A 22,949-nucleotide genomic window follows, 5' to 3' on the forward strand; every position below is an offset into this window, starting at 1 on the left:
GGGTCAGTCCGTGCTGGAGTCGTCGAACCAGACGAGCGACGCCGTCCGGGCAGCGTCGGTTCCGCTCCCGGTGCCGTCGCCGGACGCGGTGCTGGCCGGACGGAGACCGAGCTGCTGTGCCGACGCCGCGAGCACCGTCGCGTGCGCGCCGAGTGCCTGCTGCTGCGTGAAGTCGAGCGCCGGACCGGCGATGCCCGCATCGGCGTCGAGGTCGAGCGCAGCGAGGGCGTCGGTGACGTCCGCCGGGTCGACGCTCCGCGCGTTGCCGACGGCGCGGACCAGGGCGATGACGGCGTCGTGGCTACGCGAGTCCGCTGCGCCCGCGACCGCCGAGAACGGCTGGTCACCGGTCAGGTTCTCGGCGTCCTGATCGCCGACGAGCACCCGGACACCACCGAGGAAGGCGGACATCGCGCGGCCCCCGGCGTCGGAGGCGAGCGCTCGAGCGTCGTCGGTGGCGACGCCCACGGTCCGGAAGGAACCGCTCAGGCTGCCGCCGGCCTCGACGAGTGCGGCGCCGAACGCCGGGCTCGTCGCATCCGGCGTGAGGACGACCGGCACCGTGACGTTCTCGGCCTGGAGCGCGGCGACGAAGGCACCCTGGCGTTCCGCGGAGCCGCTGACGACGACGGCGTCGGAGTCCGGCGTCGGGGTCTTCGCGTCGGCATTGGCATCGGCATCGGCATCTTGCTCGTTGCTCGTCGCGCCGGTGCGTTCGGCGACGGTCGTGGCCAGCACTGCGGCGTCCGCGGTGTCGTCCCCGTCCAGGACGTGCGCCACCCGCAGGCCTGCCGGAGCGCCGCCGCCCAGGTCGACCAGCAGTGGCGCGTCGGCGTCGCCGAGTGCCGTGGTCATCGCCTTGCTGATCGAGTCAGCGGCCGGCGCCGTCGACCAGGAGTCCTTCTCCGCCGGAGCGTAGGGCAGGACGACCGGGATGCCCTTCGCCGCAGCAGCAGTGAGGGCGCCGGACACGTGGCTGCCCGACGAGGCGACGACGATGCCCGCGACGCCGCTCTTCGCCAGGGCGTCGACCGCGGCCGTGCCCCCGGCAGCGGTCCCGCCGTCGTTCTTCGTGACGAGCGCGACGTCGGTGCCGCCGAGGGCGAGCCGACGCTCCGCCACCAGCGCGCCCTGCGCCGCTTCGTTCCACTCGGATCCCTCGCCGTCTCCGAGCGTGACGATGATGCCGATCTTCGTCTTCGCCGGGACGTGTGCCACGGTGATCTTCACCGGCACGGTCGCCGACACCGCTTCGGCCGGGGTGCTGCTGCCGAACGCCCGGAACGTCAGGACGGCGGCGACGACCGCGGCCACGAGGAGCACCGCGATGCCGACGAAGAGCAGCGGACGGCGGCTGCTCGGACGCGTTCCGTCAGCGCCCTCGGTCGCAGTTGCTTCGGTCGTCTGGTCACTCATCGGTCGGCCCCGATCCGGTAGGTGTACAGCGTGGTCGACGTCGCGCTGGCGGGGACCTTCAACTGGAACGCCGGCAGCGTCGTCGCCGCATCGAGCGATGCGCGGAACTGCTCCTGCTGGAGCAGGATGCCGGCGACGTCCTCGGCCCGGACGTTCGCGTAGCCCGCGGCGTTCTGCGACGCCAGGGCGAGCTGGTAGTCGGCGGAGTCGGACTTCGCCGCGCTCGTGGCCATGGCGCCGAGGATGCCGGAGCCGTTGACCTTGCGGTCGCCCAGGTCGAGCATCACGCGGTTGAGGTCGCCGGTCAGCAGCGTCGAGGCACCCTGCACGTCGCGCGTCGAGGCGCTCGTGCTGGCCGCGATGCGCTCGAGGCTGGACGCCGTCTGCCGGTCGACCGCGGAGGAGAGCTCCGAACCCTCTTGCTCGAGCGTGCTCTTCTGCTCGTCGATCGTGCCCTTCGAGTCCTTCGTGACCTCGCCCGAGGTGGACCGGAGGCCGGCGATCGACTTGTCGAAGGCCGAGATGACGGCGTCACGACTGCCCTTCGCCGTCTCGCTGACCTGCCGCACCTGCTGGTCGATGATCTCCTGGACGTCCTTCTCGGACTGCGTGGACGCGTCTGCGAAGGCCTTGCGGACGGCGTCCTGCAGCTCGGTCTGCTGGGCGCTGATCGCGGTCAGCTGGGTGCCGACCACATCGCTCGACTTCGTTGCCTGCTCGACGAGTTCCTCGAGCTGGCGGGCTGCGCCGTCGACCGAACCCCCGTCATTGCGCACCGCTCGACGCACCTCCTCGATGCCGTCGTCGAGTGCATCGACGTCGTCGGACAGCGTCGTGATCGCGGCACCGATGCCGGTCGCGGAACGGAGATCGGTTGCCGCGATCACCGCGTCCCACTGCTTCGCCTGGTCCGTGAGGCGTTCATCCATCGGGGTGCTGAACCGTCCACCGGGCTTCAGCGTCGTGCCCTCTTCGGCGCCGGGGCAGGGGGTCGCGGTCAGGTAGCCCCGCAGCGCATCCGCCTGTTCCGCGTCGAGCTGGTCGGTTGCCGCGAAGGCGCAGAGCTGGTCGGCGACCTCACGGTTCTGCGCCTGCATCGAGGTGCTGAACAGACCATCGCCGGCGTTGCCCACGAGCCCGCTCGCTGCGATTGCCTGCCGGTTCACCGTCGTGACGGCGTCGCGCACGGGGCCGAGGTCGTCGGCGGTCTGGTAACGCAGGTCCTGCAAAGCCTGCAGGGTGCGAGCAACCTCGCCGGTGCCGTCGCTTCCGAGGGCCTGGACCGCGGTGTCGATCTCGCCGAGCTTGGCGCGCAGGGCGTTCGACTGCTCGATCGCCGTGTCCGCGAGCTTGGGGTCGAGCTGGTCGGCGAGCTGCTGCCCGGTGCTGACCAGACCGATCAACGAGGTGCTCACCGCACGCGACGATTCCCAGAGCGCGCAGGTCAACGATCCACGGGCCTCCTGAGGGGCGCACGTCGCTGCGTCCGGTGACGCCGGGCCGACGGATCCCGCCAACTGCGCACTGACCTGCTGCTTGCACGCCTCGCTCGCGTCGGCGTAGCCCTCGAGCTGCGACGAGACGCGGAGCAGGTTGCCGTAGACGCTGCCGCCCGCGGTCGAGGTCTTCGGCGTCGCCGCGCACCCGTTGCCGTCGAGCACCGTGGCCGGTGCCGTCGCCGAGGTGTCGCCGAGCAGGCTGTCGAGACTCGTCGTGGTCTGCTGGAGCTGCTGCAGCACGGTGGACTGTGTCGCCTTCACGGTCGCGCCGAGGTCGCCGTTCAGGGAACCGAGCTCGCCGGACAGGGACCGCATGGTGCCCGCCAAGGACGAGCTGCTCTCCTTGAGCCGCTCGGCCGTGCTGACGCCGAGGGTCTTCGACGTGGTCTCGAGGTTGGACCGGACCTCGGTGATCGTGCCGCCCGCTCGTGCGAGCACCTCGTTCACCTGCGAGATGAGGTCGATGGTGCGGCGCTGGAGCGCGAGTTCGGAGTCACTGTCGGACCCGAACGCCGCGTTCACCACGCCGGTCGAGGACAGGTCCGTGGACAGCCCGGGCTGCGCGGCGACGTCGAACGTCGGTGCCGTGAAGTCCTTGACGTCGGCGACGAGGTGCAGCGTGCTGCTCGCGCCGGATGTCGGCGGTGCCAGCAGGCGACCCCACTGGACGACCGCGTCCCCGTCCTCGTTCGTGCTGACGACGCCGTCCGTGGACGAACCGGAGTCAGCGGCATCGGTGACGATGCGGTCGGCCGCGGTGCCGGTGAGGACGGTCGAGGCCGCGACGCTGAACGGTGCACCCACGAGCGCCGGCGTCGAGCGGGAGGTCCCGGCGACGTCGTAGGTCAGGTTCTTCGACGTGACCGTGAGGTTCTCGATCGTCAGGTCGATCGCGATACGACCCGAGTACCCGTCGAGGTCGGCAAGGTCGGTACCGGTCTTCTTCGACGTCGAGTACTGCGTCGTGATGCGGAGCGGGAGGTCACCAGCCGCCTTCGCGGGGTCGTGGTCGGTCGTCGCTGACGAGGAGTCCTTGCCCGCGACGGAGATCGCGGTGTCGGAGATCGACGTGATCGAGCCGTCCTCGGCCAGACGCGTGTCGACGGTCTGCAAGATCCGTGACGGGTCAGCCACCGGCTTGTCGTCGGACGTGCACCCGGCGAGCACCAGAGCGGCGATGCCGGTGACGGCGACCGCCCCCACGAGCCGGCGAGTGGTGCTTCGTGCTCCGGTGTTCCCGGCACGCTGGTTGATCACGGTCTTCCCCCCAAGAGAATCGTCGAGCACATCGATGCTAGTTGCTCGATGGCGTCGGGTCCGCGTCGATCGGCCGCCCTGGCCGCCCCCGTTCGGGCCACACGCCCCGACTGGAATACAACGTATCGCATCCGGTGAGTTGCGCGTTCGCCTTCCACAACCGCGCTGATACTCTGCACGCATGATCCAGGGGGACCAGGGCTTCGGGCCCATCGAACGACGACGTCCGCACGCACGACCGGGCGCAGATCGGTGACACTCAACCTCTCGCCGGTCCTCATCGCGCTGCTCGCGATGATCGCGATCCCGGCCGCCGTCAGCGCGCTCGTCCGCCGCAGCGATCGCAAGCGACCACCGTCCACCGTCGTGGGCGACGAGGCGTACGGCGTGCTCTTCACCGTCCGCGCACGCCGGTGGAACTACCTCTTGCTCCGGATCATCGGGATTGTGTTCATCGTCGTGGGAGGGTTCTTCTTCCTCGCCACGCTTACGCTGCTCGACGACCCTGACGCGATCGGGATGCTCATCACTGCTGTCGCCATGGTGCTGTTCGGGATCCTGTTCGTCTACCTCGGCGTCGGGCAGAAGCGCCGTCGCGTCGAGGCGTACGACTCCCAGCTGGTGGTCACCCCGATGTTCCGCGCAGCACGGACCATCGACCCGACGGCGATCAAGCACATCCGTCCCACCACCAACCGATTCGGCGGCCTGGACATCAAGGTGAACGGGCAGCGCGGCGTCATCAGCGTCATCTCCATCGATGCGGCCTACCCGGAACTGTGCGCATGGCTCGAGCAGCGTGCGCCGGCGCAGTGGAACGATTTCGTCCGGGTCTTCGGGCACTGACGAGCGCCTCAGTCACCCTCAGGCCGGAACGAGCCTCGACCGACCGTGAACCGATGATCCTCCGGAGGTCACCCTGCAACAAGCCTGGCGATCGAAGCCGTCCACTCCGAGCTATTCACGAGCCACGTACGACTCCACGATCACAGGCGTCCGGAACGTGTGCAGCACTCCGCGCCACTTGAATGATGCCGCTCCGATGCGGAACTGGACACTGCCAGCGGCACCCAGTTCATCCGCGATGTCTTCCTTGTTCTGCTCGGTCACTCCTCGCCGCAGGACCAAAGGCCCGCAGTTCTTCGTGTCGACCTCGACCTGATCGAAAAGCGTGCCGATACCCCTCGAGGATGTCGAGCCACCGGATGAAGCCACAGCGGTCCGGACTTCGCAGGTCTCCTCGATCTGGTGGGATTTGTCGTACGCCCTGAAGGCCTGTCCGCCACCAACGATGCCGATCGTGACGAGGGCCGCGAGACCGAGAGCGGAGAAAACGAGAACATTTCCTCTTTTTCGCTTCCTCCGCGAAGCATCCGCGCTCCTCGCTTCGTGTTCCAACTTCTGCCCCTTCTCCGTCTACCCAGCCACACGTCTCGGTGTCGAGTACTTCGGGCCTTCCGCACCTGACAACAAGCCGTTGGTGAACCCTTGCACAGGCCCGTCTCCGCCAGGCCGCACCAATTCGTTCACGCCGCCCTGCACGCCGCCCACGAAGCGATCAACGCCAGCCGTCACCACCCTGTTCACCAAGGTGACGTTGGGCGCCTCCGCGTGCTGCGGAGTCCACACGTGGCGTCCGTTGGGCTGCGGGAAGCGAGGCTCGATGTGGATGTTCGACAGCGCGAGGTTACTTGCCTTCGTCGACACCCAGCTTCCGCCGAGGCTGGTTCCGAAACCCGTGGCGGACGCCCTCGGCTCGGTCGAGCGCATGGTCGTCAATGGCAGATGCGAGGTCAAGCGGGTTCGAAGCTCTTCACGTAGACGGCTTGGCGGATTGCGTTCAGGAATCCCCGCATGTTGTAGGACCCCTCTCCCACGTCGAATCTGTAACGCCCGCCCTCGTCGACACCTCGGGCGATGTCCTCCTCGTTGTCGCGCGTGACACCCCACTGCAGCACGAGCGTTCCACAGTCAGACGTCTCGAACACGACTTGAGATGTCGACGACCCAACGCCCTTCAACGAACGAGAGGAATCGATGCTGCTGTGCGCCGAGCTGACTGTGCAGATCGGCTCGACCCGATGTCCGGCGTCGTACGCCTTCAAAGTTATCGGTCCGACGAAGAAGCCGAGCAGCGGAACCAAGACAACGAACGCCAGGACGATGGAAGCAAGAATCCGCCTCCTGCGCACGAGCCTTCTCTGCGCTGTGCGTTCGAGCGCCGATCTCGTCAACTGCAACTCCGATGTTCGTTGTTCCGCATCAGCGGCTGTGGAGACCAACCGTAGGCCCGCCGGCACCTGACACGGCGCCGTTGATAGCATCCTTCAAGTAGTCGCCCGGATCCTTCCCGGTGAGGACATCGTTCAAGACAGCGCCGCCCGCTCCGGCTGAGCGATCGATTGTCTCTGACGTGATCGTGTTCCACACCGCCGTCGATCCGCGAACCGCGTGCTCAGGAACGAAGACATGTCGGCCGCTGGGCTCGGGGAGCATCACATGCCGACCGCCCGTCGGGCTGAAGGAGTCCGCCACCCATCCCCCGAGCCGAGACGAGCCAACACTGACTGCCGCGCCGGTAGCGAATCCCGTGGCTCCCGTCTGGATGAACCCGCCGACAGTACGATCCTTGCCGTTGAACGCGTAATCCGTCATGTTGGACGCAGAGCCCGCGGCCCCGGCCGAGAGCGCAGACCGGCCCGTTGAACTCAGCAAGGTTCCGGCCAGGCGCTCCGCTCCTGGCACGGCTACTCGCGCAACGTTGGGCGCAAGGCGACCGAGTCCCAGCGCCGCGCCGCCGCCAGCTGCCCCACCCACCGCTCCCACCACCGCGTCGACGCCGGCTGCTCGCCAATCCACTTCACCCTTCGTGGCTTTCTGTGTCGCCACAGAGATACCACCGGACATCAGGGCACCGGAAGCCGCCAAGAGTGCGACACCCGCCGGTCCACCCACTCCGGTGCACATGAGCGCGATGCCGCCAGCGATCGCAACCCCCGCGACCACGTACTCCCAGTTGTCGTCCCACCAGCTCCCGACAGCAGCGATCGCGCCCTGGTTCGCATCCCGGTACGCCTGCAGGTCCTTGTCCGTCGCCGGCCGCAACCCGAGCGGGTCGACGGCGTGCAACGGATCGTTGCCGGCGTACGAGTAGGGGTTCCCCGACCACGCCGCACCCAGGATCGGCGCGAGTGGGTCGACCGACAGGAAGCCCCGCGCCGCCGGGTCGTACACACGTGCGCCGAGCCACTCCAACCCGGCGACGGACACCCCGCCGGAACCGGTCAGTGCCACCCCCGCGGGCAGTCCGACGTCCGTGACGGCAGCGAGCGCAGCCCACGGATCCGCAGCATCGGTGGCGCGCGCGCTGCGCCACGTGGGCTGCGCGACGGCATCGCCGATCGCGGTGACACCCCCCGGCAGGTCGAGCAGCGACGTGTCGGCGATGCTGATCAGCGACGGCACGACCGCGGCGGAGTCCCACCACGCGGCGACCCCGCCCACCTCGGCGAGTTCACCCAGGGCATCGACCCAGACGTCGAGCCGACCGGTCTCAGCGTACGAGGCGTCGCGGTCGACGACGGCAGCGAGGTACCCCAGGTCGGACCACGCGTACTCGGTGGTCGAACCGTCGGCGGCGGTCCGCCGGACTCGTCGGCCGAGACCGTCGTGGACGTACTCGGTCCGGCCATCCTCGGTGATCGTCGCGATGATCTGTCCGGTGGCGTCGTACTCGTGGCGCGTCTCGACACCGCCGACGGTCTCGGCGACGAGTCGCCCACGGTCGTCGTAGGTCCACGTCGAGTCCCCGGCGCGGACGAGCTGGCCGGCAGGGTCGTACTCGTACGACACCACTCCGGACGGTCCGTCGATCGCGGTGATCCGCGCGTCGGCATCGCGCTCGATGCGCGTGGTGGTGGCACCGTCGAGCGTCGTCGAGGTGTGCGCGACGAGTGCGCCACCCTCGTACGACCACGACTGCACCAGTTCGCCCGTGGCCGCCTGGACGATCCGACCCGAGGCGTCGTACGAGAACGTGCCGGCAGGGGCGCCCTCCCGTTCCACCCCGACGACGCGGCCGACGGCATCGCGACGGTAGGTGGTGCGGGTGCCGTTCGGGTCGACCCGAGCAGTGCGGTTGCCGTCGGCGTCGTACTCCCACGCGACGGACTGGTCGCCTCGGGCACGGCGGACGAGCAGGCCACGGCGGTCGTGCTGGAGCTCGTGCTCGATCGTCCGACCGGCACCACGGGTGTGGTCCGCCACGACGACCGTGCGGTGGACGGCGTCGCGGGAGATCTCCGACTGCACCGCACCGTCGACGAGCACGGCCCGCTGTCGGCCAGCCGCGTCGTGGGTCCACTCCGTCGTGCGGCCGTCGGGATCGGTCTGGCGGATCTGGCGCCCGGCCGGGTCGTAGGCCGCGGTGGTGGTGCGGCCGAGCGCGTCGGTGACGGCGACCACACGGTCGGCGGCGTCGTACTCGCGTCGCGTGGTCCCGCCGGCAGGGTCGGTGATCGTCACCAGCCTTCCCCGGTCGTCGTACTCGAACGAGGTGCCCCCGTCGAGACCGTTGACGACCTGGATCAGCTGCCCCGCGGGGTCGTAGCGGAACCGACGACGGCCGAAGCGTGCGTCGTGGCTGGAGACGAGCCTCCCGGCTTCGTCGTACCGGAACCGCGCGGTGCCGGAACCCGGAGTCGTCTGCGTGACCACACGTCCGACGGCGTCGTACGTGACCTCCTCGACCTCGCCGGTGGGCAGGGTCCGGGCCACGACGCGGGAGTCCGCGTCGTAGGCGAGCGTCGTCCGCGCCCCGGCGGCGTCAGTCGCCGCGGTGGGTCGACCGCAGGCGTCGTACTCGTAGGTCGAGCGCGCCCCCGAGGGGGCGACCAAGGCGACGACACGGCCGGCGAGGTCGCGCTCGAGTCGGGTCAAACCGCCTTCGCCGTCGACGAGTTCGACGGGTCGGCCGGCAGCGTCGTAGGTGACGAGTGCGGAACCGGTCTCGTCGGAGGTCGACTCGACCGGTCGGCCGTACTCGTCGAACCGGACGGTCGCGGTGTCGAAGGCGTCACGCAGGGTCGCGACGCCGGTCGCGACGTCGTCCGAGAACTCCTGGCGGACGCCCGTCGGGTCGACGGTCGCCGTCAGCTCGCCGACGACGTCGTACTCACGACGCCAGGTGGCGCCGGCGGGGTCGGTGATGGCCTGGAGGCGCGACAAGGCGTCGTGCGCGAGCGTCCAGACCGCGTCGCCCGGCAACACGAGCTCCGCCAGGTTGCCCTGGTCGTCGAACGTCCGCGAGACACGCCGACCCAGCGGGTCGGTGGTCGTCGCGAGCTCGCCGTTCGGGGCGTAGTCGAACGTGGTGCGTGCTCCGAGCGGGTCCACGACCGCTGCGATGCGTGAGCCGGCGCCGTACTCGAAGCGCCAGACGGCTCCGTCGGCGTCACGTCGTTCGACGAGGAGCCCCGCTGCGTCGTAGCGGTACTCGCTCCGTGCGCCGGAGGGGCTGACCGCGGCGACCGGGCGACCGGCCGGATCGCGCTCGATCCGCGCGGTGTCGCCGACAGCGTTCGTGGTCGCGGCGAGCTCGCCGAACGCGTCGTGGGAAAGCGTCAGGACCACGCCGGCCGGGTCGACGACGCGGGTGAGCGCGCCGTCCTGCCAGGTCAGCTCCGTCCGGCCCCCGACCGGGTCGGTGATCACCGACGGGTCGCGGTCGTCGCCCACGTACTCGTACGCGACGACGGCGCCGGCCTCGGTGACGACGGTCGTGACGCGGTCCTGCTCGTCGTACCCGTAGGTCAGGTCACCGCCGGACGGCGTGACGGTGCGGGTCTTCCGGCCGCGGTCGTCGTAGGCGTGGACGGTCACCGAGCCGTCGCGCTCGGTCGCCGACACGAGGTTGCCGTGCCGGTCGTAGCTCATCGACTGGCGGCGGTCGTCGGAGTCGATGACCCCGACGAGACGCCCCTTGGCGTCGGCGATGTAGGAGTTCGACCGCGAGCCGTCGTGGTCGGACACCACCGTGACACGACCGGGCAGGTACGCGAACCGCACCGTGCGGCCGTGCGGGCTGGCCTGCTCGACGACGCGACGCTGGTCGTCGTAGGTGTTGTCGACCTCGACGACACCGGCCGCGCTCGTGACCGTCGTGATCAGGTCGTCGTCGTTCCAGCCGTAGGTCCGGGTGCCGACGGCATCGGTCGCCGAGACGAGTCGGCCGCGATCGTCGTACCCGTACTCGACCCGGCGGCCGTCGGAGGCGCGGAGCACCGCCACCCGGCCGTCGACGTGGTCGATGTCGATCGAGCGACCGCGCTCGTGCACCAGGCGCACGACGACGTCGGCGCCGTCCCGCTCGACGCGGACCGCGGTGCCGGCCCCACCGCGCTGTCCGAGCCACAGCCCGGACGGCGAGAAGTCGATGCGCCCGCCCTGGTTGTCGCGGACGACGAGCCGGTCACCCTCGGCCGCGAGCCAGCGGTTCTCGCCGACGCCGCGGGCCCACCCCTCGCCGTCGCGCGGGAAGCGCACCTGGCGACCGTCGGCTCCGACGAACAACGCGCCTTCGTCGTCGAGGAGCAGGCGGGTCTCGAAGATCGACGCCCACCCCGGACCGAAGAGCCCGACGTGCTGGTCGAGGGAGTTGTACATGCGGGTGACCTGCAGCGCTGCAGATGCACCGGTGAACCCGAGGTCGAGCTCCGGTTCGAGGAAGTTGCCCGTCGTGGTGTTGACCGGGTCCATCGAGTAGCCGGTCGTCGGCTGGGCCCCGTAGGCCGACGGCGGATCGAACTGCAGGTCGGTGCGGGACTGCGAGACCCCCGCGGCAGCCAGGGCTGCGGCGAGCGCGGCGTCCGAGACCGTGGAGACGGCGCCTTCACCGCCGGCAGCAGCGAACGCGTCGGCGATGGTGTTCGCCCACGTGACGTCCTGGCCGTTGGCGGTGATCCACTGCTCGAAGGCGTTCACCAGGCTCGTCGCGTCGATGTGCCCCCAGGAGCACTTCGACGCGAAGTCGGTGAGCTTGCCGCGCAGACCGGCCGGCTTGCCGTCGAGCGACTGGTTCAGTGTCGACGACCCGGTGGCGAACGAGCGGAGGTCGGCGGGCTTGGCGGACGACGTCCCACCGCCGCCCCCGCCACCGGAGCCGGGGTTCGGCGTCTGGCGCGGAGTGCTCGGTCCGGTCGCCTGGTCGAAGGTCGGTGCGTCCTCGTGGTGGACGGTGGGCGGCACGGGAGCCCCGGCGACCTTGTCGTGCACCCACTCGAAGAAGTTCCGGTCGCCGTACTCCGCTTCCCAGTCGCGGGCTTCCTTACGGCGAGCGTTCTCCCGCTCGGCAGCGGCCGTCATCTTGTCGACCCACCCCGCGACGGTGCGGAGGTTCGCGGCGATCGTCGAACCGTCGGACGCTGCCGTCGACGCGTTCTGCGCGAAGAGTTCGGAGAAGTGCCCGCGGAACTCCTGTGCCGCGGTGGTGACGTAGGACTGCCGTGAGCCGGCCTGCCCCTCGATCGACTCGGCCGCGCCGTTCAGCGCCGTGCTGAGTGCGTCGGCCGTGCCGTTGTCGAACTTGACCGGATCGTTGCCGTGCAGGTCAGCCATGGTTCATCCCCCGAAGTCGTACTGGTCGTGCTGGTCACGCGGCCCCACCGACCGCGAACGCCCGGACCGCCGCGAGCGCGACGGTCCGGGCGGAACGAGTGGCTGCTTACGCGCCGCCACCCGCGGTGAAGATGTCCTGCGAGATCTTGTCGAGCTGCGTGCGGAGCTGCTCCAGCTCGGTCTTCGCCTTGTCGAGGGCGGCCTTGGTCTCCGGCCAGGTCGACCCACGGAAGGTCGCCGCGAGCGGGCCGTCCCAGACGTTGGAGTCGGACAGGATCCGGCCCTGGGCGTCGAGCTGTGAGATCTGGTCGGTGAACCCACCGTTGATGATCGACTGGACCTGACGGATGGCGGTCTTGGCCTGCTCGGTCGAAAGGACACGCGACATGATGAACCTCTTTCATTCGTAGCTGCACCCCCGCGCAGTGGAATCCCCCCGGAGGCTCTGACGGGACCCACCATACCCACAATCCGGCGCAGATGTCACCGTTCGTATATCGTGATCGTTCCTCCACAAACAGTCCGTTCACCGCGGGTTTCCACAGCGTCCACCAGAGCCCCTCCGGCCGTGGTGCCCTGGTGGCAGGATGTGGACATGGACACCGAACCGCAGCTCGACGGCGAATCCGTCGCACCCGACCTCGACGACTTCGACGAGGTCGTCGAGATCGAGCACGAGTCGCTGCCGTCGGACCGCTACTTCGACCGCGAGCTGAGCTGGCTCCGCTTCAACCAGCGCGTGCTCGAGCTGGGCGAGGACCGCACACAGCCCCTGCTCGAGCGGGCGAACTTCCTGGCGATCTTCGCGTCCAACCTCGACGAGTTCTTCATGGTCCGGGTCGCCGGCCTGAAGCGCCGCATCGACACCGGCATCGCCGTCCCGACCAACGTCGGCCGCGCACCGAGCGACGTCCTGCGCGACATCGCGAAGAAGGCCCACGAGCTGCAGGACCGCCACGCCCAGGCGTTCATCGGCTCGCTCAAGCCCGACCTCGACGCCGCCGGCATCCACGTCGAGCACTGGTCCGACCTGGACGAGGCCGACCGGCTTCGGATGCGCGAGTACTTCAACGAGCAGATCTTCCCGGTCCTCATGCCCCTGGCGGTCGACCCGGCGCACCCGTTCCCCTACATCTCCGGGCTCTCGCTCAACCTGGCGGTCCGGGTCCGCAACCCGAAGTCGCAGCGGCAGGAGTTCGCGCGCCTGAAGGTGCCGCAGAACTTCTCCCGCTTCATCAAGCTGCCGGACGACAACTCCGGGCGGATGCGGTTCATCCCCCTCGAAGACCTCATCGCGAACCACCTCGACGACCTGTTCCCGGGGATGGAGGTGCTCGAGCACCACGTGTTCCGGGTCACCCGCAACGAGGACGTCGAGATCGAGGAGGACGAGGCCGAGAACCTCATCCAGGCCCTCGAGCGCGAACTGCTGCGTCGCCGGTTCGGGCCGCCCATCCGCCTCGAGATCACCGAGGACATGGACCCGGTGACCCTCGACCTGCTCGTGCGCGAGCTCGACATCACCGAGCAGGAGGTCTTCCGGCTGCCGTCGCCGCTCGACCTCGGTGGCTTGTTCGAGCTCTCGAAGATCAACCGCCCGGACCTGCACTACCCGAAGCACGTGCCGACGACCCCGGTGCAGTTCCAGCCCGGTGAGCCGAACACGAAGCCCGACCTGTTCCGTGCGATCAAGGCGAACGACGTCCTCGTGCACCACCCGTACGAGTCCTTCGCGACGAGCGTGCAGGCGTTCCTCGAGCAGGCCGCGGCCGACCCGCACGTGCTCGCGATCAAGCAGACGCTGTACCGCACCTCGGGTGACAGCCCCATCGTCGAGGCCCTGATCGACGCGGCCGCCGCGGGCAAGCAGGTCCTGGCGCTCGTCGAGATCAAGGCACGCTTCGACGAGCAGAACAACATCACGTGGGCCCGCAAGCTCGAGAAGGCCGGCGTGCACGTCGTCTACGGCCTGGTCGGGCTGAAGACGCACTCGAAGCTCGTGCTCGTCATCCGGCAAGAGGGCGGCACGCTCAAGCACTACAGCCACATCGGCACGGGCAACTACAACCCGAAGACCTCGCGCATCTACGAGGACATGGGCCTCTTCACCGCGGACGACACCGTGGGCAAGGACCTGACGCGCCTGTTCAACGAGCTGTCCGGCTACGCGATCGAGAAGAAGTTCAAGCGGCTGCTGGTCGCGCCGTTGCACCTGCGCAAGGGGCTGCTCAAGCGGATCCAGACCGAGTCCGACAACGCCCGCGCCGGCAAGCCGTCCGGCATCCGGATCAAGGTCAACTCGATGGTCGACGAGCAGATCATCGACGCCCTGTACCTGGCCAGCCAGGCGGGCGTGCCGGTGGACGTCTGGGTGCGCGGCATCTGCTCGCTCAAGCCGGGGATGGAGGGCGTGAGCGACACCATCCGGGTGCGGAGCATCGTCGGGCGGTACCTCGAGCACTCCCGCGCGTTCGCGTTCCACAACGACGGCGACCCGGCGGTCTTCATCGGCAGCGCCGACATGATGCACCGCAACCTCGACCGCCGCGTCGAGGCCCTCGTCCGGCTGACGGCACCGGACCACATCGACGAGGTGCTCGCGATGTTCGACCTGGCGATGGCCGACACCGCGAGCTCGTGGCACCTCGAGTCCGACGGTGAGTGGACGCGGCACTCGACCGACGATGACGGTCGCCCGCTCGAAGACGTGCAGAATGTGACGATGCGGAAGATCTCGGCTCGGAAGCGCTCCACTCGGTGAGCGGCGGTCCCTCGGGCCCCGTCCTCGCCGCCGGCGCAGTCGTCTGGCGCGAACAGGACGGCACGCCCCTCGTGCTGCTCATCCACCGCGACCACCACAAGGACGTCTCCCTGCCCAAGGGCAAGGTCGACCCGGGCGAGGCCGTCCCGACGACCGCCGTGCGCGAGATCGACGAGGAGACCGGGTACCGCGTGCACCTCGGCGCCCCGCTCGGCACTGCGGAGTACGTGCTGCCGAACGGCCGCGACAAGGTCGTGCACTACTGGGCCGCCCGCGTCTCGTCGAAGGAGTACGCCCGCGCGGGTGACTTCACGCCGAACCACGAGGTCGCCGCCCTCGAGTGGGTCACGATCGACGACGCCCGCAACCGCCTGACCTACGAGCGCGACGTGGCGATCCTCGACCGGTTCGCCGAGCGCGCCGCCGCGGGCCACCACCGCACGTTCGCCCTGATCGCGCTGCGACACGCGAAGACCGTGCCCGGCTCCGACTGGAACGGCCCGGACGCCACCCGTCCACTCCTGCCCGTCGGTCGTTCCCAGGCCAAGGCGGCCGCGTCGCCCGTCGCCGCGTTCGGCCCGAAGAAGATCGTGAGCAGCACGGCGGCCCGGTGCCTCGCCACCGTCGAACCGCTGTCCGCCACCACGAAGCTCGGCGTCTCGAGCACCCCCGACATCAGCCAGGACGCCCACGACCGTGGCGCCGCAGACGTCAAGGGCGTCGTCCGCCGCCGGCTCGACAAGGGCAAGACCGCGGTGCTGTGCTCGCACGGGCCGGTGCTGCCGGACATCATCGCCCGGATCGCCACCGCGACCGCCGACGACTCCGGCCGGTTCGACCTCCGCCGCGCCGCGATGCTCTCGGTCGGCGACTTCTCGGTGATGCACATCGCCGGCGAGACCCTCGTCGCCGTCGAGACGCACCGCAACACGATCCCGGCGTAGCGACCGCACGCCCTGCACCCGGCCACGGACCGGCCGTCCGCCGCGCCCGGAACGCGATCCGCGCCTCCCGGTCGGCACAACCCCTCGTTCACCTTCCGTTCACCAACGCGCGTGATCCCCGTCACCTCGCGTCCCTACAGTCGCTCCCGGGTCGGCACCGGCCCAGGGACCGCAGTGGTCCCACTGCACCCCATCCCCGAAGGGACCCCTGTGAACATCAAGCGAATCGGTTCGATCGCAGCAATCGCGATCGCCGGCGCAGTCGTGCTCTCCTCGTGCGCGGCGAACGAGGACGCGGGCAGCACCGAGTCCTCCTCGAGCAACACCGGCTCCTCGAGCCTCACCGGAACCCTGACCGGCTCCGGCTCGTCCGCCCAGCAGACCGCGCAGGCCACCTGGGCCGCCGGTTTCCAGGACGTCGCCAAGGGCGTCACGGTGAACTACTCGCCTGACGGCTCGGGCGCCGGCCGCAAGAACTTCATCTCGGGCGCCGCGGACTTCGCTGGCTCCGACGCAGCACTGAACGACGAGGAGCTCTCGGGCTCCTTCGACCTGTGCAAGGCCGACACCAAGGCCATCGACATCCCGGTCTACATCTCCCCGATCGCGATCGCCTACAAGGTCGACGGCGTCAGCGACCTGACCCTCGACGCGAAGACCATCGCGGGCATCTTCTCGGGCAAGATCACCAAGTGGAACGACTCGCAGATCGCCGACCTGAACGACGGCGTCGACCTGCCGGACGCGAACATCACGGTCGTGCACCGCTCCGACGACTCGGGCACCACGCAGAACTTCTCGGAGTACGTCTCCGCGAACGCCGGCGACGTCTGGACCGAAGAGCCGAGCCAGACCTTCCCGTACTCGGTCGGTGACAGCGCGAAGGGCACCTCCGGTGTCGCCTCCGCGATGGGCAGCGCCTCCAACGCGATCACCTACATCGACGACTCCGGCGCGGGTGACCTCGACAAGGCGAAGCTGATGGTCGGCGACAAGGCCACCGAGATCTCGGCCGACGGCGCCGCGCAGGTCGTCGCCGACTCGAAGGTCGCCACCGGCCGCGAGGACAACGACCTCGCGATCGACATCGACCGCAAGGACACCGCTGACGGCGCCTGGCCGCTCGTCCTCGTCTCCTACGCCATCGCGTGCCAGGAGTACAAGGACTCGGACAAGGCCGACCTGGTCAAGGGCTTCCTGAACTACGTCGTCTCCGGCGACGCCCAGGACGCTGCGGCGAAGGAGGCCAAGTCGGCCGCCCTGTCGTCCGACCTGGCCGACAAGGCCGCTGCCGCGGTCGACTCCATCAAGTAAGACCCTCAAGCGCCCGGACGCCGGTCCCACCCACCTGACCGGCGTCCGGGCCCTTGCTCGTCGCGACGCGAGCAGCCCGGCTCCACCGCCAGCGCCCGTCCGACCAGCGCCACGCACCACGTACCATCCCCGAACCCGTCGCCTCCCCCGGCGTTCCTCCGACAGGAGTCCCATGACGACCGCACCGGCCCAGCCAGGGGCCACCGTCACCCCGACCAAGCCGAAGGCCGTCGTCCGCGTCGGTGACCGGGTGTTCTCCGCTGCCTCGGTGATCGCCGGCGGCCTCATCCTCTTCGTGCTCGTGCTCGTCGCGGCGTTCCTCGTCTGGCAGAGCATCCCGGCGTTCGCCGCCAAGGTCGGCGACCTGCCGAACAACGCCACGAACTTCTGGGACTACGTCGGCCCCCTGGTCTTCGGCACCGTCTGGTCCGCGCTCATCGCGCTCGTGATCGCGGTCCCGCTCGCACTCGGGATCGCCCTGTTCATCTCGCACTACGCACCGCGACGCCTCGCGCCGGTGCTCGGCTACGTCATCGACCTGCTCGCCGCGGTCCCGTCGGTCGTCTACGGCCTCTGGGGCATCGTGGTGCTGGCGCCGTTCGTGAAGCCGTTCTACGGCTTCCTGAACGAGTACCTCGGCTGGTTCCCGCTCTTCTCCGGCCAGGTGTCCGGCACCGGCCGCACCATCCTGACCGCGTCAATCGTCCTCGCCGTGATGGCGATCCCGATCATGACGGCCGTCATGCGCGAGATCTTCCTGCAGGCGCCCACGCTCAACGAGGAAGCCGCCCTGGCCCTCGGTGCGACGCGCTGGGAGATGATCCGCCTGTCCGTGCTGCCGTTCGCGAAGTCCGGCATCGTCTCCGCGATCATGCTCGGGCTCGGACGTGCCCTGGGCGAGACGATGGCGATCGCCCTGGTGCTGTCGGTCTCGACGAACGTCACCTTCCAGATGCTGACCTCGCAGAACCCCTCGACGATCGCCGCGAACATCGCGCTGCAGTTCGCCGAGGCATCGGGGACCGCCCTGAACGCCCTGATCGCGACGGGCCTGATCCTGTTCGTCATCACCCTGGTCATCAACATGCTCGCGCGGTACATCGTCCGCACGCGGGTCAGCTGAGAGGTCGCACCCGATGTCCCTCGCGCTCCGTCAGACCGGCACCGCCGGCAACGTCTACGCCAACGGCAAGCTGCACCGCTCGGTGCCGTGGCTGCTGCTGGTCGGCAGCTGGGTCGCCCTGGTGGCCGTGTTCGCCCTGCTCAACGCCGGCGGTGCGGTCAAGGACTTCAACGTCGTCGCCGCCCTGTTCCTCGGCACCGTCCTGTTCGACGTCCTGATCGTGGTCGTCTCGCGCATCGTCGAGGGTGGCCGTCAGGCCGTCAACCGACTGGTCACGTCGCTCGTCATCACCGCCTTCGTCATCGCGGTCCTGCCGCTGGTGTCGCTGCTCTGGACCGTGATCGCCGACGGCCTGGCCCGCTTCGACGCGAACTTCTTCTCGTACTCGATGCGCGGCGTGATCTCCGAGGGCGGCGGCGCGATCCACGCGCTGGTCGGCACGCTCGAGATCACCCTGTTCGCGGCGCTCATCTCGGTGCCGATCGGGCTGCTCACCTCGATCTACCTGGTCGAGTACGGCCGCGGTGCACTGGCGAAGGGCATCACGTTCTTCGTCGACGTCATGACGGGCATCCCCTCGATCGTCGCCGGTCTGTTCGCCTACTCGCTGTTCGCGCTGTTCCTCGGCCCGGGCGCCCGCTTCGGCCTGGTCGGCTCCGTCGCCCTGTCGGTGCTGATGATCCCGATCGTCGTGCGCTCCACCGAAGAGGTGCTGAAGATCGTGCCGATGGAGCTCCGCGAAGCGTCCTACGCCCTCGGGGTGCCGAAGTACCTCACGATCCTCAAGGTCGTCCTCCCCACGTCGCTCGCCGGCATCACCACCGGCGTCATGCTCTCCATCGCCCGCGTCATCGGCGAGACGGCTCCGCTGCTCGTCACCGCCGGCTTCACCGCGAGCATGAACTACGACCTGTTCAAGGACCCGATGATGACCCTGCCGGTGTACGCGTACACGCAGTACTCGCAGCAGGGCGCCAACCCGCAGCCGTTCATCGACCGTGCCTGGACCGCCGCGCTGGTGCTCATCCTCATCGTGATGGCGCTCAACCTGCTCGCCCGGTTCGTCACCCGACTCTTCGCCCCCAAGCTCTCGCGCTAGCGAACCCACTTCCCCACCCACCAGAAGGATCAACGTGTCCAAGCGCATCGAGGTCGACGGCCTCAACGTCTACTACTCGAAGTTCAAGGCGGTCGAGGGTGTCGACATCACCATCGAGCCCCGCACCGTCACCGCCTTCATCGGCCCGTCCGGCTGCGGCAAGTCCACCTTCCTCCGCACCCTGAACCGCATGCACGAGGTCATCCCCGGCGCATGGGTCGAGGGCTCGGTCAAGATCGACGGCGACGACCTGTACGGCCCCGGGGTCGACCCGGTGCTCGTCCGTCGCCAGGTCGGCATGGTCTTCCAGCGTCCGAACCCGTTCCCGACGATGTCCATCAAGGACAACGTGCTCGCGGGCGTGAAGCTCAACAACAAGCGCGTCTCGAAGTCCGAGGCCGACGACATCGTCGAGCGCTCCCTGCAGGGTGCGAACCTGTGGAACGAGGTCAAGGACCGCCTCGACAAGCCCGGCATGGGCCTGTCCGGTGGGCAGCAGCAGCGTCTCTGCATCGCCCGCGCCATCGCGGTGCAGCCCGACGTGCTGCTGATGGACGAGCCCTGCTCGGCACTCGACCCGATCTCCACCCTGGCCATCGAGGACCTGATCGAGGAGCTCAAGAAGGAGTTCACGATCGTCATCGTCACGCACAACATGCAGCAGGCCTCGCGCGTCAGCGACAAGACGGCGTTCTTCAACATCGCCGGCACCGGTGCGCCGGGCAAGCTCATCGAGTTCGACGACACCGCCACGATGTTCTCGAACCCGTCCGTCCAGGCCACCGAGGACTACGTCTCGGGTCGCTTCGGTTGAACGCTGTCCGTCCGTCGTGCTGACGGACGACCGGGAGGCCCGGTGCACGTCCGCAACGGACGCGCACCGGGCCTTCGTGGTTGCGCTGGGTGCGGGGGCCGTGCGGGGTGCGTGCCGCACGGCGTGGGTGCGTGCGTGCGCATGTTCCGACGATCCACGCGTCGATCGTCTCGTGGTTCGTCGCTCGATGCGCACGCAGACGGTGCGTGCGCATGTTCCGACGATGCACGCGTCGATCGCCTCGTGGAACGACGAAAGGTGCCCACGCATCGATCGCGTGAGCACCTTCCGGGAGGGTCAGGCCGAGGTGGTCGGGACCGCCATGATCGGCGTCGTGGTCGGCTGCTCCGAACCACCGGCCGGCTCGACCGTCATGCCGATCGTCGCGCCGTCGGACATCGAGCCCTTGAGCACGGCCGAGTGCACGCCGTCCGCGACACCGTCGACCAGGCCGGCCGACTTGATCGTGCCGCCCTCGTTCTCGGAGCCGATGTACCAGAGCTCGTACGTCTTGCCCTTCGGTGCCTGGGCGACACCGTCGAGGATGACCGCGGACTTGCCGAGGTCGCCCGACCACACGACCGTGGCCGTGCCACCGCCCTCGACCTTGGTGGTGCTGCGCTGGAAGTCCGACGCGGCGTAGATGCGGTCGAGGCCGCTCGATGCCTGCGTGGTGCCGGTGCCCGGTCCGTCGGCCGGACCGTTCGCGACGCCGACCCCCAGGCCGACACCGAGGAAGACCACGGCGACCGCAGCAGCACTGGTGAGCATGGCTGCCGGACGCTGGAACCAGCGGCGGCGAGCCTCGGAGGTCGCCCGGCCACCGGTGGTGGAGCCGTCGGCGATCGAGGCGACGTGCCTGGCGGGCTCGGGACGGGCCTCCTGGACGGAGGTCGTGTCGACGGCAGGAGCCGTCTCGGCCAGTGGTGCAGCCTGCGGGGTCGTCGCGATCTGGGCCAGCAGCGACGCGCGGAGCGACGTCGGCGGCTCGATCGGAGCGGCGGCGAAGGCCAGCTGCAGCGCGGTCTCGCGCAGCGAGTCGGCCTCGGCCTGGAGTTCGGGCGACGTCGTGAGGACGTCCTCGAGGAGCATGCGCTCATCGTCGGACAGCGCGTCGAGTGCGTAGGAACCCGTCAGCAGGGCGGGGTCGTCGTGTCGTTCGGTCATGAGGTCACCCCCATCTCGTCTCGGAGTCGGATCATCCCGTCACGCAGACGGGTCTTGACGGTGCCGATGGGGACACCGAGTTGTTCGGCCATCTCGCTGTGCGAGAAGCCTCCGTAGTACGCGAGCTGCACGGCCTGCCGCTGGAACTCGGTCAACTTGGCCAGGGCCCTGCCGACACGTTCGTGTTCGATGCGGATCTCGACCGACTCGGAGACCTGGTCGAAACCGGACTCGAGGTCGCGGATACCGATCTTCGTGTCCCGGTCGTGCGAGGCCTGCGACGCCCGGACCCGGTCCACCGCTCGGCGGTGCGCCATGGTCAGGACCCAGCTGGAGGCGGTCCCGCGCTTCCGGTCGAACCGGGTGGCCTGTTGCCAGACTTCGAGGAAGACCTCTTGCGTGACCTCTTCGGACTGGGCGCGGTCCCGGAGGAGCCGCGTCACGAGTCCGAGGACCCGGCCGGAGAGGGCGTCGTAGAGGTCCGCGAAGGCGGCTTGGTCACCGGAGGCAACCCGCGCCAAGAGGTCGTCCGGCGATGCCTGGGCTGGCTCTGACGAGCTCCAGCGTTCGGTGTCGCTATCCACGAGGGCAAGCATTGCAGGTTTCCCTCCTCTCGGGTGCGTCGGCGACCGGTTGTGGCCGTTCTGTCAGGGGTGCTGCGTGGTGCGGTGGTGCTGGTGGTGCTGTGCTGCGGTGGTGCTGTGCTGCGGTCGCGCCCCGGGTAGGACGAAGCCGCCGCGTCGTGCGGTCGAGACGAGAGGCCAGCGTGACCCACAGGGAATTGACCGGCGGATACCGGTCCGGGTCACGCCGGGCCTCTCGCGTTCGTGACGGTCATCAAGTCCGTCACGCTGATGATTCGGCGCGGTGCCCGTGGTGGATTGGATCGGATGCCGAGAAGTTGTCGGGACGCCGCGTCCGGGCCGTCTGCCGGGCACGCCCGGGTCCGGATCTGTCCACCGAGAGTGAACAGGGCAGCAGACTCAGCCGACGCGTCGTAGAGTTGGTCTCGCCGGGCCGCAGCAAGCCCCGGGCTCCAAAATTCGCCGCTTCGAGCGGCCTCGCGCCGAGAGGCGCTTCTGCGGCCCGGTTTTTCTCTGCCCTCTTGCGTCGTATCGTCTCGCGTCGTCCGGTCTCGCTTCGTGAGCAGAAATGGTCGCTTGCATCGTTGCGACCCGACATCTTCTGCTCACCATGCGCAGCCAGCCGGGAGGCCCGGTGCGGGTCCGGCGCGTTCGCTCGCTAGTCCAGGCTCTCGCGACGCCAGAGCGCCGCCGCCTCGGTCAGGTCGGCCGCCAGCTCCGTGAGACGGAGCGCCCGCCGCGTCAGTTCGCTCGCACGATCGGTCGCCGTCAGGTCGGAGTCGTCCGCCACGGCAGTCGCACCGGCCGCGGTCAGCCGGCAGAACGCCGCACCACGGTCGAGCGCCACGGCGAAGTCGCCCGTGTACAGCCCGTGCAGGATGCGGTCCGCCAGGGTGAGGATCTCGGCAGGACCGGTCGGCTGCTCCGCCCCCGCGACGGCCTGGTCGATCGTGCCGATGCGCTCGGTGCCGCGCTGGAAGAAGTACGCGATCTCCTCCGGGTTCTGCCGGATCACGGTGCGGACGAGGTACACCCGCCACAGGGCGCCCGGCAGGGTGTGCGCACCCACCCGCGCCCAGAGTTCGGCGATCGCGTCGATGCCGTGCACGTCCGTGTAGGTGACGAGCCGCTCCACCACAGCGGGGTCCGGGTCCTGACGTACCCGGTGCAGCAGCGCGTTCGCGGTCTCGTGCGCGACACGGTTCACGACCGCCGGGTCCTCGCCGCCCTGGATCGCAGCGAACTCGGCATCGGTGAAGTGGACAGGACGGTGGTGATCGCGAGGCACCGCGTCAGTGTAGGCACGGCCGGTGACACGCCCGCCCTCCGTTCGCCCAGAACGCAACGGCAGCGCCGC

At 69.2% G+C, this 22,949-nt stretch carries 16 protein-coding genes; 7 read left to right on the forward strand and 9 right to left on the reverse strand.

The annotated features are described in order from the left end of the window. Positions 1–3: 3 nt before the first annotated feature. Together EDF23_RS13460 and EDF23_RS13465 are read right to left on the reverse strand one after the other, a co-directional pair. Entirely contained in the window at positions 4–1,416 is a 1,413-nt protein-coding gene (locus EDF23_RS13460) for a hypothetical protein (RefSeq protein ID WP_131921927.1), read from the reverse strand. Continuing rightward, positions 1,413–4,172, reverse strand: a complete 2,760-nt coding sequence (locus EDF23_RS13465; protein WP_131921928.1) for a hypothetical protein — start codon at positions 4,170–4,172, stop codon at positions 1,413–1,415. Before EDF23_RS13465 ends, EDF23_RS13460 begins: the two co-directional genes overlap by 4 nt. A gap of 252 nt (positions 4,173–4,424) precedes the next feature. Between EDF23_RS13465 and EDF23_RS13470 the strand changes: the two genes are divergently transcribed. Next, on the forward strand, positions 4,425–5,018 hold the full coding sequence (locus tag EDF23_RS13470; RefSeq protein WP_123936873.1) for a hypothetical protein: 594 nt from the start codon (positions 4,425–4,427) through the stop codon (positions 5,016–5,018). 111 nt (positions 5,019–5,129) lie between these two features. Here EDF23_RS13470 and EDF23_RS13475 read toward each other — a convergent pair whose 3' ends face one another. The 4 genes from EDF23_RS13475 to EDF23_RS13490 all read right to left on the reverse strand — a co-directional run bounded on the left by EDF23_RS13475 (position 5,130) and on the right by EDF23_RS13490 (position 12,174). After that, positions 5,130–5,570: a hypothetical protein gene (locus tag EDF23_RS13475; RefSeq protein ID WP_123936874.1), complete on the reverse strand. Its 441-nt coding sequence runs from the start codon at positions 5,568–5,570 to the stop codon at positions 5,130–5,132. 395 nt (positions 5,571–5,965) lie between these two features. Next, positions 5,966–6,406, reverse strand: coding sequence for a hypothetical protein (locus tag EDF23_RS13480; RefSeq protein WP_123936875.1), 441 nt, complete (start codon positions 6,404–6,406; stop codon positions 5,966–5,968). Positions 6,407–6,434: 28 nt separating this feature from the next. Further along, positions 6,435–11,786, reverse strand: a complete 5,352-nt coding sequence (locus EDF23_RS13485) for a DUF6531 domain-containing protein (RefSeq protein ID WP_131921929.1) — start codon at positions 11,784–11,786, stop codon at positions 6,435–6,437. 106 nt (positions 11,787–11,892) lie between these two features. After that, positions 11,893–12,174 (reverse strand): hypothetical protein, encoded by a 282-nt coding sequence (locus tag EDF23_RS13490; RefSeq protein WP_027466625.1) that lies wholly within the window; start codon positions 12,172–12,174, stop codon positions 11,893–11,895. Positions 12,175–12,381: 207 nt separating this feature from the next. On the opposite strand from EDF23_RS13490, the gene EDF23_RS13495 reads away from it, so the two are divergent. The 6 genes from EDF23_RS13495 (at position 12,382) to pstB (ending at position 19,841) form a co-directional block, all read left to right on the forward strand. Continuing rightward, positions 12,382–14,547: an RNA degradosome polyphosphate kinase gene (locus EDF23_RS13495; protein WP_123293277.1), complete on the forward strand. Its 2,166-nt coding sequence runs from the start codon at positions 12,382–12,384 to the stop codon at positions 14,545–14,547. Further along, entirely contained in the window at positions 14,544–15,491 is a 948-nt protein-coding gene (locus EDF23_RS13500) for an NUDIX domain-containing protein (protein ID WP_131921930.1), read from the forward strand. The genes EDF23_RS13495 and EDF23_RS13500 overlap by 4 nt, the downstream gene beginning before the upstream one ends. 210 nt (positions 15,492–15,701) lie before the next feature. Then, on the forward strand, positions 15,702–16,805 hold the full coding sequence (gene pstS, locus EDF23_RS13505; RefSeq protein WP_123293275.1) for a phosphate ABC transporter substrate-binding protein PstS: 1,104 nt from the start codon (positions 15,702–15,704) through the stop codon (positions 16,803–16,805). A 172-nt stretch (positions 16,806–16,977) separates the two neighbouring features. After that, positions 16,978–17,928 carry a phosphate ABC transporter permease subunit PstC gene (pstC, locus tag EDF23_RS13510; RefSeq protein WP_111085280.1) on the forward strand — a complete coding sequence of 317 codons (951 nt, stop codon included), beginning with the start codon at positions 16,978–16,980 and terminating at the stop codon, positions 17,926–17,928. A gap of 13 nt (positions 17,929–17,941) precedes the next feature. After that, positions 17,942–19,027, forward strand: coding sequence for a phosphate ABC transporter permease PstA (pstA, locus tag EDF23_RS13515; RefSeq protein WP_131921931.1), 1,086 nt, complete (start codon positions 17,942–17,944; stop codon positions 19,025–19,027). Positions 19,028–19,061: 34 nt separating this feature from the next. Beyond that, complete coding sequence (pstB, locus tag EDF23_RS13520; protein WP_111085283.1) at positions 19,062–19,841, forward strand: phosphate ABC transporter ATP-binding protein PstB; 780 nt, start codon at positions 19,062–19,064, stop codon at positions 19,839–19,841. A 297-nt stretch (positions 19,842–20,138) separates the two neighbouring features. Here pstB and EDF23_RS13525 read toward each other — a convergent pair whose 3' ends face one another. The 3 genes from EDF23_RS13525 to EDF23_RS13535 all read right to left on the reverse strand — a co-directional run bounded on the left by EDF23_RS13525 (position 20,139) and on the right by EDF23_RS13535 (position 22,880). Continuing rightward, positions 20,139–21,008 carry an anti-sigma factor gene (locus EDF23_RS13525; RefSeq protein ID WP_131877515.1) on the reverse strand — a complete coding sequence of 290 codons (870 nt, stop codon included), beginning with the start codon at positions 21,006–21,008 and terminating at the stop codon, positions 20,139–20,141. Then, positions 21,005–21,604 carry an ECF RNA polymerase sigma factor SigK gene (gene sigK, locus EDF23_RS13530; protein ID WP_123340923.1) on the reverse strand — a complete coding sequence of 200 codons (600 nt, stop codon included), beginning with the start codon at positions 21,602–21,604 and terminating at the stop codon, positions 21,005–21,007. The genes EDF23_RS13525 and sigK overlap by 4 nt, the downstream gene beginning before the upstream one ends. Positions 21,605–22,250: 646 nt before the next feature. After that, positions 22,251–22,880 (reverse strand): DNA-directed RNA polymerase subunit beta, encoded by a 630-nt coding sequence (locus tag EDF23_RS13535; RefSeq protein ID WP_131921932.1) that lies wholly within the window; start codon positions 22,878–22,880, stop codon positions 22,251–22,253. Between the last annotated feature and the right edge of the window lie 69 nt (positions 22,881–22,949).

The sequence above is a fragment of the Curtobacterium sp. PhB128 genome, assembly GCF_004340725.1.
Taxonomy (GTDB): Bacteria; Actinomycetota; Actinomycetes; order Actinomycetales; family Microbacteriaceae; genus Curtobacterium.